Here is a 14,189-nt window from a genome sequence, read left to right on the forward strand (position 1 = left end):
TCCCCACGCCGCCCCGCCCCTCCCTGTGACAGCACGCCTTTGACAGCCCGCCTTTGACAGCACGCCTCTGACAGCACGACGCCGCGCCCCGGAGATCCGGGACGCGGCGTCGTGGCGTGACGGGCGTCAGTTGGTGAAGTACAGGTACTTCCAGGAGCCGTACGTCGTGGAGTTGACGTTGTCGCCGGACGAGTTGTTGATGTAGCTGGTCCGGACGCGGAACTTGAGGCCCGCCTGGCCGGAGGCGCCCAGGTTCACCGTGACCTTGCCGGTGCTGGACAGCTGGAAGTAGTCCGAGACACCACTGCGCCACGCGCCGTTGTAGTACATCTGCACTTCGTAGCGCGCCGCGCGACCCGAGTAGTAGCTCATCGTGGTGCCGACGAGCACGTCCTTGGTCTTGCGGAACCAGTAGTAGTTGTGGGATCCCACGTAACCGGTCTTGTAGTGGCCGGAGACGCTGTTGGAGATGCTGACCTTGGCGTAGCCGACCGACTTCACGGTCTTGGGCGCGTACTTGGCGTCACCCTTGAACACGGCGGTGACCGTGGTGTCGCGCTTCATGTCCACGACCGCGGAGATGTTGCCGCTGGAGTTGACCTTGCCGGACTTCAGCAGCTTGTCGGGCTTGTCCGAGCCGTAGGGGTTGGCCCAGATCTCCACCGTGCGGTTGGAGTACGTCTTGCCCAGGTGGGCGGTGAACGTGACGTCCTTGCCGTACGAGTAGACCTTGCCGTTGTTGTTCAGGGTCAGCGAGGTCGAGGTCCGCGGGATGACCACGGTGTCCGACTTGACGGCCGAGGTGTGCGTGGCGTCGCCCGCGTAGGTGACCCGGTAGACCACGTCACCGCCGGCCGGAGGCGTGTCCGTGAAGCTGAACGTGCCGTCCGCCTTGGTCGTCACCGAGGCGAGCGCCTTGCCGCTGGGGCTGGCCACGTCGATGCGGGCGACCGACAGCTTCACCCCGGCCGGCAGCGGGAGCGTCGCCGTGATCTTGCCGGTGACGGTGAGCTTGGTGCCGATGACGCCCTTGGAGGGGGCGCTGACGGTCAGGGACGGGACGTTGAGCTTCGGGCTGGTGAAGGCCTTCAGGGTGTAGGTGTAGTTCGACGACGACTTGACCAGGGCGAAGAGCCTGGACGAGTCCGGCGCCCACTCGACGTCGGCGGCGGTACCGCCGGTGGAGAGGGTGCGCAGCGGCTGGGTGCCCTTGGGGGCGAAGACGGAGATGTTGCCGCCGCCGACGGGGTCGAAGGAGGCGACGGTGCCGTCCCCGTTGACGTCCGAGCGGGCGCCGTAGTACGAGTCCACCGGGTACTCGCCGGCGACGGAGAACACGCCGTCCGCGTAGGTCAGGCGCCTGGTGCCGTCGACCAGCACCTCGCCTCCGGGCGCCAGGTCCACGTCGCGGAGGAATTCGCCCCACGGCTTGCCGCTGCCGAAGGCCAGCGTCACCGGCGTGCCGGAGGAGACGTCGACGACGGCGGTGGGGCTGCTGCTGACGCTGGTCGAGCCCATGGCCAGCAGGCCGGGGGAGGACGGGTCGGCGTCCAGCACGGGCGCGCTGTGCCACTGGGAGGAGGAGAAGAGCTCCATCCTGACCGGGCCGTCCTCCTCCACGGCCGCGGAGACCTCCGCCGGGGCGGGTTCGGTGGGCTCGACCGGAGGCTCGGTGGACTCCACGGGCGGTTCGGTGGGCTCGACCGGAGGCTCGGTCGGCTCCACGGGCGGCTCGGTGGGCTCGACCGGCGGCTCGGTGGGCTCGACCGGAGGCTCGGTGGGCTCGACCGGAGCCGTCCAGTTCGGGTCGAGCGACCCCACGTTGCCCTCGTACTGGTCGCCGTAGCTGAACCAGAGCTTGCCGGCGGTGAAGGCCACGTGCCGCGGGCCTTCGTCGGCGTTGATGGCCCAGCGGTGCTTGACCGTGAGCGTGCCCGGGTCGAAGGCCAGGATCTCGTGGCTGCCGCCGGCCGCGGCGTACAGCGTGGAGCCGTCGTCCGACAGCGCCAGCCCGGTGACGTCGGAGACCCCGGAGACCTTCTTGATCAGGCCGCCGGACCAGTCCGCGGCGGTGATGGTGCCGCCGTTGCGGTCGGCGACGAAGACACGCTGGAGGCCCGCGTGGGCCACCATGCCGCCGGGTTCGACGACGGAGGCTGCGGCCGAGGCGGTGCCGGCCGCGGTGACGGTCAGTGCCGCCGAGCTGAAGAGGACGGCCAGAGCCGTCGCGGTGGAGATGCTGCGCCTGCGCACAGGTGGTGTACCCCCCAGGGAACCCGGTGATCGCCGGGCGCGAGGGTCGCGCGACAACACACGCGTGAGGCCGCCCTTCGAGCGGGGCGCCTTGCACGCGGGGCGCGACTGCCGAGGGCAGCATATGACGTGCCTGTGACAACAGAGAACAGGGTTTCTCCTGTGAATCCCCTCGCCTTCGTCACACCTCCTTCCCGAAAGGCGGAGTCCACCGCCCGGGGCCTAGTCGTCGCCGCCCCCGCGGTCCTTCTCCGCCAGCTGGATCACGCTGATGGCCACCGCGACCAGGAGCGGGGCGTCGGCGTCCTCGCGCACGATGTCGATGCCGTAGGTGTCGCGCAGGGTCAGCCAGCGGCGGGAGATCACCGCGAGGAGCTCGCCCTCGTGCTCCACGGCGAACTCGCGGTCCGCGATCCGGCCGCTGACGTTCAGCTCCGTGCCGTCCGCCATGGTGACCGTGTAGTGGTTCCGCAGCAGCGAGAGCCGCTTGCGCCGCACGGTGGCCAGCGTCTCGCCGTCCCGGTCGATCACCATCGTGCCGCGGAGGGCCACCATCTTCTGGTGGATGCGGAGCAGCACCTGGTCCGTGCGGCCGTGCTTCAGCTCGAAGGTGGCCCGTAGCCGCATGGCCTTGCCGTCGACCAGGTAGACCTTGTTGCCGTTCTCGTCCTCGATCCAGTAGTCGTCGCCCACGGCGACCATGCGTTCGCGCACCACGAGTCTCATGGGAGATGGAGTTCCCCACCGGAGGGCTCCGGACGCGGTGGGTAGACCGAACGGCGGTCACAGTCCCAGTCGCGCGCCGCGGGATTCGGCCACGTGCAGGGCGTCGCGCAGGCACTCGGTGAGGCGGCGGTTCACCCAGGTGGCCTCCAGCAGCGTCGTCCGGCCGCAGGCGAGCGTCTCGCGGGCGAGGGTCAGCACGACGGCGGCGGTCTCCAGCTGCTGGGCCTCCACCTCGTCCGCGAGCCGCGAGACGGGGCCGTCGTCCCCCGACAGGAACGCCGGCCTCCCGTCCTCCGTCCACGGCAGCCGCCGCAGGGTGGGTTCGTCCGTCACGGGCCGCTCCTCTCGTCGGTACGCCGTGACAACGACGCAGAGGGGCGGTAGGTAGTGGTGGGTAGTGGTGGTGGGTAATGCGTAGTGGTGCACGGTCGCATACGGTCACCGTGTGGACAAGATCAATCCCGACTCGCCCCAGTACGTCTACGAGCAGCTGGCCTCGATACTCGAGGCGAAGATCAGGTCCGGCGAGTACGCGCCGGGGACGCGTCTGCCCGGAGAGCTGGCGATGACGCACCACTACGGCGTCGGCCCGGGAACCGTCCGCCGCGCGCTGGCCTTCCTGCGGGACGCGGGGCTGGTGGTCACGCGGCCTGCGCGGGGAAGCTTCGTCGCCGATCCGCTGCCCCCAGGGAAGTGAGGGACGGTGCCCACAAGCACCGTTCACCCCCGTGGCACCCTTGAGGGATGAACGACTCCGCGCCCCGTCGCGCCCGCGTTCGCGCCCCCGAGCTGATCGGCAAGGGCGGCTGGCTGAACACGGGCGGTAAGCAGTACACCCTTTCCGACCTGCGAGGACGCGTTGTCGTTCTCGATTTTTGGACCTTCTGCTGTGTGAACTGCCTGCACGTCCTGGACGAGCTGCGGGAGCTGGAGGAGAAGCACCGGGACACCCTGGTGATCATCGGCGTGCACTCGCCGAAGTTCGTCCACGAGGCGGAGCACCAGGCCGTGGTGGACGCGGTGGAGCGGTACGGCGTGGAGCACCCCGTGCTGGACGACCCGGAGCTGGCGACCTGGAAGCAGTACGCCGTCCGGGCGTGGCCGACGCTGGTCGTGATCGACCCCGAGGGCTACGTCGTCGCCCAGCACGCCGGCGAGGGCCACGCGCACGCCATCGAGAAGCTGGTGGAGGAGCTGGAGGCCGAGCACGAGGCCAAGGGCACCCTGCGCCGCGGCGACGGCCCGTACGTGCCGCCGGAGCCGGAGCCGACCACCCTCCGCTTCCCCGGCAAGGCGCTGCTGCTGCCGAGCGGGAACTTCCTGGTCAGCGACACCACCCGGCACCAGCTGGTGGAGCTCGACGCGGACGGCGAGAGCGTCGTGCGCCGGATCGGCGGCGGCAGCCGCGGTCTGGCCGACGGTGACGCGGCCACCGCCCTGTTCAGCGAGCCGCAGGGTCTCGCGCTGCTGGACGACGGCACGGTCGTGGTCGCGGACACCGTGAACCACGCGCTGCGCCGCCTGGACCTGGTCACCGGCGAGGTCACCACGGTGGCCGGCACCGGCCGGCAGTGGATGCAGGGGGAGCCCACCTCGGGCGCCGCCCGCGAGGTCAGCCTCTCCTCGCCGTGGGACGTCGCCCACTGGCGGGGCAAGGTGTGGATCGCGATGGCCGGCGTGCACCAGCTGTGGGCGTGGGACCCGGCGGCCGGCACGGTCGAGGTGACCGCCGGCACCACCAACGAGGGCTTGGTCGACGGCCCGGGCCGGGAGGCGTGGTTCGCGCAGCCCTCGGGGCTCGCGGTGTCCACGGACGGCGAGCGGCTGTGGCTCGCGGACTCCGAGACCAGCGCGCTGCGCTGGGTGGACGGCGAGGGCGCGGTGCACACCGCGGTCGGCACCGGGCTCTTCGACTTCGGCCACCGCGACGGCGAGGCGGGGCAGGCGCTGCTGCAGCATCCGCTGGGCGTCACCCCGCTGCCCGACGGCTCGGTCGCGGTCAGCGACACGTACAACCACGCGCTGCGCCGCTTCGACCCCGCCACCGGCGAGGTCACCACGCTCGCCACGGATCTGCGCGAGCCCAGCGACGCGGTGCTGGCCGGCGGGGACATCGTGGTCGTCGAGTCGGCCCGGCACCGGCTGACCCGGCTGCGGCTGCCGGAGGAGGCGGTACGGGTGGAGTCGGTCGCGCACCGCACGCGGCGTGCGGCGACCGAGGTGGCCCCGGGCAGGCTGGAGCTCGACGTGATCTTCCAGGCTCCCGCGGGTCAGAAGCTGGACACCCGGTACGGGCCGTCGACCCGACTGCTGGTCTCCTCGACCCCGCCGGAGCTGTTGCTCGCGGGCGAGGGCGCGGACACCGATCTGAGCCGTGAGCTGGAGCTGAACCCCGCGGTGGCGGAGGGCGTGCTCCATGTCTCCGCGATGGCCGCCTCGTGCGACGACGATCCGGCGAACGAGTACCCCGCCTGCCACGTGCACCAGCAGGACTGGGGCGTCCCGGTCCGCCTCACGGCCGACGGGGCGACCCGCCTGCCGCTGGTGCTCGCCGGGCTCGACGCGTAACCACGCGCCGCCCTACGAGGAGAGCCGCTTGACGAGAAGAGGAGTTCCGCCGCCTGTCAGTAGTGGCGGCGGGGCTCCTCCTCGACGACCGCGGTCGTCGCCGGCGGCATGACCACGCGACGGCGCCGCGCGATGCTGGTGAACGTCGCCACGCCGATCAGGCCGACGAGCATCAGGATGATGCCGACCAGGTCGACGTTGACGCCGCTCATCTCCCAGTCGGTGGCGAAGGTGAGAATCGCTCCCACCGCTATCAGGACGATGCAGCCACCCAGTCCCATGACGTGTGTCTCCTTCGTGAGGATTCTTCGTCAACCCCGGATACCCGGGCGGCTGCCGCCCATGTGTCACAAGGGTTCCGCTACCCCTGGAGGAACGCGGCCAGCGCGCCCGCGAGGAGGAACGGGTCGTCGGCGGCGCACAGTTCGCGGGCGCTGTGCATGGACAGGATGGCCACGCCGATGTCGACGGTGCGGATGCCGTGGCGGGCCGCGGTGATCGGGCCGATGGTGGTGCCGCAGGGCATCGAGTTGTTGGACACGAAGGACTGGAACGGCACTCCGGCCCGCTCGCAGGCGTCGACGAACACCGCGCGGCCCGAACCGTCGGTCGCGTAGCGGTTGTTGACGTTCACCTTGAGGATGGGGCCGCCGCCGGCGCGCGGGTGGTGCGTCGGGTCGTGCCGCTCCGCGTAGTTGGGGTGCACGGAGTGGCCGGTGTCTGAGGAGAGGCAGACGGTGCCGGCGAGGGCGCGGGCCCGGTCCTCCAGGGAACCGCCGCGGGCCAGCACGGAGCGCTCCAGCACGGTGCCGAGCAGCGGGCCGTCGGCGCCGGTGTCGGACTGCGAGCCGGTCTCCTCGTGGTCGAAGGCGGCGAGCACCGGGATGTACGGCAGGTCGTCGACGGCGGCCACGGCGGCCAGCGCGGCGGTGCCGGCGTGCACCGAGAGCAGGTTGTCCATCCGGGGCCCGGCCAGCAGTTCGCGGTCGCGGCCCAGATAGGCGGGGGCCTCCACGGAGTGGGTCATCAGGTCCCAGCCGGCGACCGAGCCGCGCTCCAGGCCGGCCTCGTCCTCCACGAAGGCGATCAGGTCGCCCTCGGCGACGTCGTCGCCCAGGCCCCAGACGGGCTGCATGTGGCGCTGCTGGTCCAGCTTGAGTCCGTCGGTGTGGACGGAGCGGTCCATGTGGATGGCGAGCTGCGGGACACGCAGCAGCGGACGGTCGACGTTCACCAGACGGGTGCTGCCGTCGCGCAGGGTCAGCCGGCCGGCCAGGCCCAGGTCGCGGTCGAGCCAGGAGTTGAGGAGCGGGCCGCCGTAGATCTCGACCGCGACCTGCCGCCAGCCCTGGGACCCGGTGTCGGGCAGCGGCTTGACGCGGAGGTTGGGGGAGTCGGTGTGGGCGCCGACGATGCGGAACGGGGTGTGCGGGGCCGCGCCCTCGGGCACGAACCAGGCGATCAGCGCGCCGCCGCGGATCACGTAACGGCCGCCGGCCGAGGCGTCCCAGGCGTCCGTCTCCGACAGCTCGCGGAACCCGGCCTCCCGGAGCTTCGCGGCGGCGTTGGCCACGGCGTGGTACGGCGACGGGGAGGCCGCCAGGTAGGTCATGAGGTCGTCGGTGTGGCCGCGGTCGAAGCGGATGGGTGCGCTCATGGGAGCCAGCCTAGAGTGCGGTGGTCCACGGGCTTCGACGCCCACCGGGCGACCGGGCGGCCAGGGCGGTCCCGTCCCGTATGCGGGGTGCGTGCCGCCGGGCCGCGGTGGCGGTCACCGGCGCAGCGCCTCCACCGGTTCGATCCCCTGACGGCCCGCCGGGCCGGGTGGATGCCGGCGACGACGCCGGACACCGGGCCGGCAGCGCGGCCGCGGCCGGCTCTGTGTCGCATTTTCCGGGAAACTCCTCCTGAACGCGGAAACGGCCTGTGCCCCCGCCGGAGGGCGGGGGCACAGGCCGTAGGCCGGGTGGCGTCAGCCGGATCAGAAGGCCTCTTCGGGCAGCTCCATGATGTCCAGGTCGACGCTCTGGGCCACCTTGCGGGCGAGGGTGACGCCCGGCAGGACGGTCTTCGCGAAGAACTTCGCGGCCGCGATCTTGCCGGTGTAGAACGCGACGTCCTTGCCGGTGGCGGTCTGCAGCTTCTCGACGGCGACGGCCGCGCCCTTGAGCAGCAGGTAGCCGACGATCACGTCACCGGCGGCCATCAGCAGACCGGTGGTGTTGAGGCCGACCTTGTAGATGTTCTTGACGTCCTCCTGGGAGGCCATCAGGTCGTTCAGCAGCTGGCCGACGATCGCCTCGAGCTCACCGGCCGCGCGGCCGAGCTGCTCGCGGGAGGCGGCCAGGTCCTCGCCGCCGATGTTCTGGCCGATGAAGGACTTGATCTCCTCGGCGATCGCGGTGAGCGGGGCGCCGCCGGTGCGGACGATCTTCCGGAAGAAGAAGTCCTGGCCCTGGATCGCCGTGGTGCCCTCGTAGAGGGTGTCGATCTTGGAGTCCCGGATGTACTGCTCGATCGGGTACTCCTGCAGGAAGCCGGAGCCGCCGAAGGTCTGCAGGGACTGCGCCAGCTGCTCGTAGCCCTTCTCGGAGCCGTAGCCCTTGACGATCGGGAGCAGCAGGTCGTTGAGGGCCTGCTCGGCGGAGGCGTCCTCGCCGTTCGCCTCCTTGACCTGGATGGCGTCCTGGACGGAGGCGGTGTACATCACCAGGGCGCGCATGCCCTCGGCGTACGCCTTCTGCGTGAGCAGGGAGCGGCGGACGTCGGGGTGGTGGGTGATGGTGACCTTCGGGGAGCCCTTGCCGCCGGCCAGGTCGTTGCCCTGGACGCGCTCCTTGGCGTACTCCAGCGCGTTGAGGTAGCCGGTGGAGAGGGTGGAGATCGCCTTCGTGCCGACCATCATGCGGGCGAACTCGATGATGAGGAACATCTGGCGGATGCCGTCGTGCTTGTCGCCGACCAGCCAGCCCTTGGCGGGGTGCTGGTCGCCGAAGGTCATCTCGCAGGTGTTCGAGGCCTTGAGGCCCATCTTGTGCTCGACGTTGGTGGCGTAGACACCGTTGCGCTCGCCCAGCTCGCCGGTCTCGAAGTCGAACTCGTACTTCGGGACGAGGAAGAGGGACAGGCCCTTGGTGCCGGGGCCGGCGCCCTCGGGGCGGGCGAGCACGTAGTGGAGGATGTTCTCCGACATGTCGTGCTCACCGGACGTGATGAAGCGCTTGACGCCCTCGATGTGCCAGGAGCCGTCCGCCTGCTGGACCGCCTTGGTGCGGCCGGCGCCGACGTCGGAGCCCGCGTCGGGCTCGGTGAGCACCATGGTGGCGCCCCACTGACGCTCGACGGCGATCTCCGCGATCTTCTTCTGGACCTCGTTGCCCTCGTCGTGGAGCACGCCGGCGAAGGCCGGGCCGGAGGCGTACATCCAGATGGCCGGGTTCGAGCCGAGCAGCAGCTCCGCGTACGACCAGATGAGGGAGCGCGGCGCCGGGGTGCCGCCGATCTCCTCGGGGAGGCCGAGGCGCCAGTACTCGGAGTCCATGAAGGCCTGGTAGCTCTTCCGGAAGGACGCCGGGACGGGCGCGGTGTTGGTGGTGGGGTCGAACACCGGGGGGTTGCGGTCCGCGTCGGCGAAGGACTCGGCCAGCTCGTTCTCCGAGAGGCGGGCTACCTCTTCGAGGATGCTGCGAGCGGTGTCGACGTCCATCTCCGCGAACGGGCCGGTGCCGTACAGCTTGTCGCGCCCGAGGACCTCGAAGAGGTTGAACTCGATGTCGCGGAGGTTCGACTTGTAGTGCCCCATCGACGGCTCCGTAAGGGATCAGGTGGCGGATTCCGGCGGTCTACCGGCAGGTAACAACGATGATGCTACCCGTCGGTAATAAGCCGCAACCCCGCCTGGGCCATCTGTGACCGAATACTCCCGCCGCGACGGCGTCGTGCCTGGTGGAAGGGTTGCCGGACCATGGTGGCGTTACCAGCGGTAGCTCGAAGCGGGCCCTCCGCGGGCCGGGAAACCGCGTGGCCCGCAGGTCCCGCTCCCCCTATCGTCACCGCATGACCGCGACGAGGACGACGACGACCACGACCCTCTGGCGCCCCGTGGGCCCGGAGGAGCTGGCGCTGGTCGCGGCGTCCGGCCACCGTGCCTGGCCGCCGCGGCTGCCGGAGCAGCCGATCTTCTACCCGGTGCTCAACGAGGACTACGCGGTCCGCATCGCCCGGGACTGGAACGTGCCGGCCTCCGGCTCGGGCTACGTGACCCGCTTCGAGGTGGAGAGCGACTTCCTGGCCCGCTACCCGGTCCGTCAGGCCGGCGGCGAGACCATCCTGGAGCTCTGGGTGCCGGCGGAGGAGCTGGACGAGTTCGACCGGCACATCGTCGGGCGCATCGAGGTCGTGCGGGAGTTCCACGCCCCGCGATGAGCCGGGTGCGGCACGATGGGTGCGTGGCCGCCATGAACCAGCAGCAGGCGCCCGGCGGGGGACGCCGGGGCGCCGGCCGTACCGTCGCCACCTGGGGGTCCGCGGCGCTCCTGGCGGGGACCTCCGCCGTGACGGCGTTCCGGGTCGCCGACGCCGACGGCCCCACCCCGGTGCCGCAACTGCTCGCGTTCCTGCCCTGGCTGCTGGTCCCGGCCGGCCTGGGGCTGCTGTGCGCGCTGCCCGCCCGGCGTCCCGCCCTGGCGGTCTGGGGAGTCGGGCTGACCGCGCTCCTGACCTGGTACACGGCTGAGCCCGGGTCCACGGCGGCGCCCGGCGCGGCCCGCGCCACCGAGGGGGCTCCCGCGGCCGAGCTGCGGGTGCTGACCGCCAACCTGCAGTTCGGGCAGGCCGCCGACGCCCTGGTGGACCTCGTCCGGCGTGAGGAGCCGGACCTGGTCTTCGTGCAGGAGTGCGACCCCCACTGTGTGCGGGAGCTGGCCGACGCCCTCGCCGCCACCCACCCGCACCACCACGCGGTGGAGGCATGGGGCCCGGCCGGGTCGGTGATCCTCTCGCGGCGGCCCCTGACACCCGCAGGGAGCGTCCCGGCGGAGATGGGGCAGCCGGGCGCCTTCGTCGAGGTGGACGGCCACCGGGTGCGGCTCCAACTGGCCCATCCCTCTCCCCCGACCCCGGGGCGGCTCGCCGCCTGGCGAACGGAGCTGGACGGCCTGCGCCGCTGGGCCCGGGAGCGGGCGGCCCGCGGGCCCGCGGCCCGGGAGGGCGGGGCCGCCGCCGAGGACACCCCCGTGATCCTCGCCGGCGACTTCAACGCCTCCCGCGACCACGCCGCCTTCCGCCGCCTGCTGCGCGACGGCGGCCTCGCGGACGCCGCCGCCCTGGCCGGCGCCGCCCGCGCGTCCAGCTGGCCGGTGACGGGCGGCCCGGCCCCGGGCGTCCAGATCGACCACGTGCTGGTCTCCGCCGGGTCCACCGCCCGCGACGCGCGCTTCCAGGAGATGGAGGGGTCGGACCACCGGGCACTGCTGGTGACCCTCGCCCTCCGTCCCCAGGAGGCCGGACCGGGGCGTCAGACGCCGATGTCCTGGCCGTCCTCGCGCCACACGGCGACCACGGAGGGCCGGACGTAGGTGCCCGGACCGTCGGGCCACTGCGAGGCCGGGTGGGCCACGTCGGCCCCGGCGATCTCGCCCGGGTGCTGCACCGACACCAGGACCCGCCGGTCCTGGACGACCGGGCCGCAGGTCTCCGCGCCCTTCGGCATGGTCAGGAACTGCTTGAGCTCACCCCGCCGTTCACCCGTGGTGGCCACGCCGAACAGGCCGTCGTGGTTGCCGAGCGCGTTGCCGTCGGTGGAGATCCACAGGTTGCCGTGCGGGTCGAACGCCACGTTGTCCGGGCAGGAGATGGGGCTGACCTTCTCCTTGGGGAAGCCGGCGAAGTAGGTCGCCGGGTCCGCCGGGTCGCCCGCGACCAGGAACAGCCTCCAGGCGAACGTGCGGGCGTCGGCGCGGTTGCGGGACTCGGTGAGCTCCAGGACCTGGCCGTGCTTGTTGAGGTTGCGCGGGTTGGCCTCGTCCACACCGGGCTTGCCGGCCTTGCCGCGGTCGGTGTTGTTGGTGAGCGCGACGTACACCTTGCCGGTGCGCGGGTTCGGCTCGACGTCCTCGGGGCGGTCCATCTTGGTGGCGCCCACCTTGTCGCCGGCCAGGCGCGTGAAGACGAACACCTCGTCGGCGGTCATGCCGTCGACGTGCGAGACGGCGCCCCTGGCGGTGGCGGTGGCCAGCGGGATCCACGTGCCGCCGCCGTCGAACTCGCCGTCGGAGGGCAGCTTGCCGGTGCCGTCGAACTCGGCGGCCGGGGAGTCGCCGGTGAACCGGGCGACGTACAGCGTGCCTTCGTCCAGCAGCGTCAGGTTGTGCTCGCGGGCGGCACGGGAGTTGCCCTTCGCCATCCGCTTCGAGCCGACGAACTTGTACACGTAGTCGAAGCGCTCGTCGTCGCCGGAGTAGATCACCGGGCGGCCGTCGTCGGTGAGGCGCACGGTCGCGGCCTCGTGCTTGAAGCGGCCCAGCGCGGTGTGCTTGCGCGGGGTCGAGTCCGGGTCGGTGGGGTCGAACTCGACGACCCAGCCGAAGCGGTGGACCTCGTTGGGCTCCTGGGCGACGTCGAAGCGCTTGTCGAAACGCTCCCACTTGCGCTCGGTGGCGCCGGTGCCGATGCCGTAACGGGCGTCGGTGGGGCGCGAGGAGTTGGCGAAGTACTGGTTGAAGTTCTCCTCGCCGTGCAGCGTGGTGCCCCACGGGGTGGTGCCGCCCGCGCAGTTGTTGAGGGTGCCGAGGACCTTGCGGCCGGTCGGGTCGGCGGAGGTCTTCAGCAGGTCCGAGCCGGCCGCGGGACCGGTGAGGCGGAACTCGGTGGTGGCGGTGACGCGACGGTTGAGGTGGTGCCGGCGGACCGGACGCAGCGCGCCGGTGCGGCGGTCCTCCTCGACGACCACGGCGGACAGGCCGTGCGCCGCCCAGGCGATCTCCACCTGGTCGGGGGTCGGGTTCGCGGGGTCGTAGTCGCGGAACATCAGGATCTCGTCGGTGTACTCGTGGTTGGCGACGAGGATCTGACGGCGCGGCTCGCCCCGCAGCGGGAGCAGCGCCAGGAAGTCGTTGTTGTAGCCGAACTGGCCGGCCTGGGCGGCGGCGCTCTGGTGCTCGGGGTCGAACTCCGGGGCCCCGCGCAGGATCGGTTCGCCCCAGCGGATCACCACGTTCTGGCCGTAGCCGTCGGGGACGGTGACCTGGTCCGCGGTGTTCGGCGCGACCGGCGTGAAGCGCAGGCCGCGGGCGCCCTCCGTCTTCCCGGGCCTCCCGGGGCGGTGGTGGTCCTGACCGGCCCCGGTGACGGGTGCGGCCTGCGCGGGTTCGGCGCCCAAGGCCGTGGTGGCGCCGGCCGCGGCGGCGACCGTCACCACGGCGGCGGCGCGCATCACCGAACGGCGGCTGACGGCGCCGGCCACGATGTCGCCGATGTACTCGTTGTCGCTGGTGTTCGGGACCGCGTGGAAACAGGCGTCACCGCACCGGAAGCGACAGGTCAGGGCGGACCGGCCGCCGGGGTGAGCGGCGGACGGCGTTCCGATGAGCGGCAGCGGTTTGCGCACTTCGTTTCTCCCCTTGTGCCCTAGGTGTGGGCGTGACGCTAGGGAGGAAGACGTGCGGGAACGGATCGTGCGGGTGAACGGAGGCTGAACCGACGGCAGCGATACGGGTCCTGCCGCGCGGGACCGGTCTTCGCAGGCGTCGTCAAACCCCTTCGGGGCATGGGTGCACCCGATGGGACGCGTCCGGTCGGGTGCGGCCGGGGGCCCGGGGCGTGCGCCCCTTACCGAGCGGCCCCAAGGGGGCCGCTAACCTTACGTGTCCGTCCTGGCCAGGGTTCGACGGGCTTCAGCTCCTCCGAAGGGTAGCGACACATGGGCATCTTCTCTCTCCTGCGGAACAAGTTCGGAAAGGCGCGGAAGGAACGCGCTGCCGATGCGGAGCCCACGGTCCCGGCGCAGGGTGGCGCCCCGGACGAGGCGTCCTCCTCTTCTTCTTCCTCTCCCTCCACGTCCTCTTCTTCCGCCTCCGCTTCGGACTCTTCCTCGGCCGCCGGGTCCGAGGCCTCGGCGAAGGTGCCGACGCCGGCCTCCTCGCCCGAGCAGCCGACCGGGGACACGGAACACGAGCTGGTGGCCGCCGCGTTCGACGGCGTCGCCATCCCGTCGCCCGCCGCGCCGGGTGACGACGCCATCCCGGCGGCCAGAGAGTCCGCCGCCGACGGGGAGGCCGCGGACGAGAAGGCCGCGGACGGCACCCCGGTGCCGCAGGCCGTGGCCGAGCCGGAGGACCTCGCCGAGGCGGAGGCCAAGATCGAGGCCCGCATCGAGGAGGTGAAGGAGGAGGGGACCGACGAGGACGCCGATGCCGCCGCCCCTGCTTCTGACGCCGCCGAGAGCGACGCCGCCGCCCCTGCTTCTGACGCCGCCGCTGACGCCAGGACCGAGGCCGCTGCGGAGACCCCTGCCGAGGACGAGCCCGCCGCCGAGGCGGAGGCTGCGACGGAGGAGTCCGCCGCGCAGGACGATGCCGAGGCCGACAGCGAGGCCGGCAGCGAAGCCGTCGAGGCCGCCGCGGAGACCGAGAGCAAGGACGTCG

Annotated in this window: 11 protein-coding genes and 1 pseudogene; 5 read left to right on the forward strand and 7 right to left on the reverse strand. The window is 71.8% G+C overall.

Features of this window, described 5'->3' with window-relative positions; genetic code table 11:
• Positions 1–126 precede the first annotated feature (126 nt).
• The 3 genes from ACOV8S_RS26135 to ACOV8S_RS26145 form a co-directional block, all read right to left on the reverse strand.
• A complete protein-coding gene (locus tag ACOV8S_RS26135) occupies positions 127–2,253 on the reverse strand; it encodes a YncE family protein (RefSeq protein WP_448320710.1) in 2,127 nt (708 codons plus the stop codon).
• Positions 2,254–2,475: 222 nt separating this feature from the next.
• Complete coding sequence (locus ACOV8S_RS26140; RefSeq protein WP_448320711.1) at positions 2,476–2,979, reverse strand: LURP-one-related/scramblase family protein; 504 nt, start codon at positions 2,977–2,979, stop codon at positions 2,476–2,478.
• Between the two features lie 57 nt (positions 2,980–3,036).
• Positions 3,037–3,312 carry a hypothetical protein gene (locus ACOV8S_RS26145; RefSeq protein ID WP_448320713.1) on the reverse strand — a complete coding sequence of 92 codons (276 nt, stop codon included), beginning with the start codon at positions 3,310–3,312 and terminating at the stop codon, positions 3,037–3,039.
• A 112-nt stretch (positions 3,313–3,424) separates the two neighbouring features.
• Here ACOV8S_RS26145 and ACOV8S_RS26150 point away from each other — a divergent pair, with 112 nt between their 5' ends.
• Entirely contained in the window at positions 3,425–3,676 is a 252-nt protein-coding gene (locus tag ACOV8S_RS26150) for a GntR family transcriptional regulator (RefSeq protein WP_448320715.1), read from the forward strand.
• Between the two features lie 47 nt (positions 3,677–3,723).
• Complete coding sequence (locus tag ACOV8S_RS26155; protein WP_448320717.1) at positions 3,724–5,547, forward strand: NHL domain-containing thioredoxin family protein; 1,824 nt, start codon at positions 3,724–3,726, stop codon at positions 5,545–5,547.
• A 56-nt stretch (positions 5,548–5,603) separates the two neighbouring features.
• On the opposite strand, the gene ACOV8S_RS26160 is transcribed toward ACOV8S_RS26155, so the two are convergent.
• The 3 genes from ACOV8S_RS26160 to ACOV8S_RS26170 form a co-directional block, all read right to left on the reverse strand.
• Positions 5,604–5,828 carry a DUF6458 family protein gene (locus ACOV8S_RS26160; RefSeq protein ID WP_448320719.1) on the reverse strand — a complete coding sequence of 75 codons (225 nt, stop codon included), beginning with the start codon at positions 5,826–5,828 and terminating at the stop codon, positions 5,604–5,606.
• A gap of 80 nt (positions 5,829–5,908) precedes the next feature.
• A complete protein-coding gene (locus ACOV8S_RS26165; protein ID WP_448320721.1) occupies positions 5,909–7,204 on the reverse strand; it encodes a M18 family aminopeptidase in 1,296 nt (431 codons plus the stop codon).
• Between the two features lie 324 nt (positions 7,205–7,528).
• The gene (locus tag ACOV8S_RS26170) at positions 7,529–9,349 is read right to left on the reverse strand and encodes an acyl-CoA dehydrogenase (protein WP_448320723.1); all 1,821 of its coding nucleotides are present in this window, start codon (positions 9,347–9,349) and stop codon (positions 7,529–7,531) included.
• Between the two features lie 254 nt (positions 9,350–9,603).
• On the opposite strand from ACOV8S_RS26170, the gene ACOV8S_RS26175 reads away from it, so the two are divergent.
• Complete coding sequence (locus ACOV8S_RS26175; RefSeq protein ID WP_448320725.1) at positions 9,604–9,972, forward strand: ADP-ribosylation/crystallin J1; 369 nt, start codon at positions 9,604–9,606, stop codon at positions 9,970–9,972.
• A gap of 32 nt (positions 9,973–10,004) precedes the next feature.
• Positions 10,005–11,123, forward strand: coding sequence for an endonuclease/exonuclease/phosphatase family protein (locus tag ACOV8S_RS26180; RefSeq protein ID WP_448320884.1), 1,119 nt, complete (start codon positions 10,005–10,007; stop codon positions 11,121–11,123).
• Here the strand turns inward: ACOV8S_RS26180 and ACOV8S_RS26185 are convergent.
• On the reverse strand, positions 11,063–13,153 hold the full coding sequence (locus ACOV8S_RS26185; protein WP_448320727.1) for a PhoX family protein: 2,091 nt from the start codon (positions 13,151–13,153) through the stop codon (positions 11,063–11,065). The genes ACOV8S_RS26180 and ACOV8S_RS26185 overlap by 61 nt on opposite strands.
• Before the next feature lie 513 nt (positions 13,154–13,666).
• On the opposite strand from ACOV8S_RS26185, the pseudogene ACOV8S_RS26190 reads away from it, so the two are divergent.
• Positions 13,667–14,189, forward strand: a pseudogene (locus tag ACOV8S_RS26190) (hypothetical protein); the annotation flags it as partial.

The organism is Streptomyces sp. CO7 (assembly GCF_053474865.1).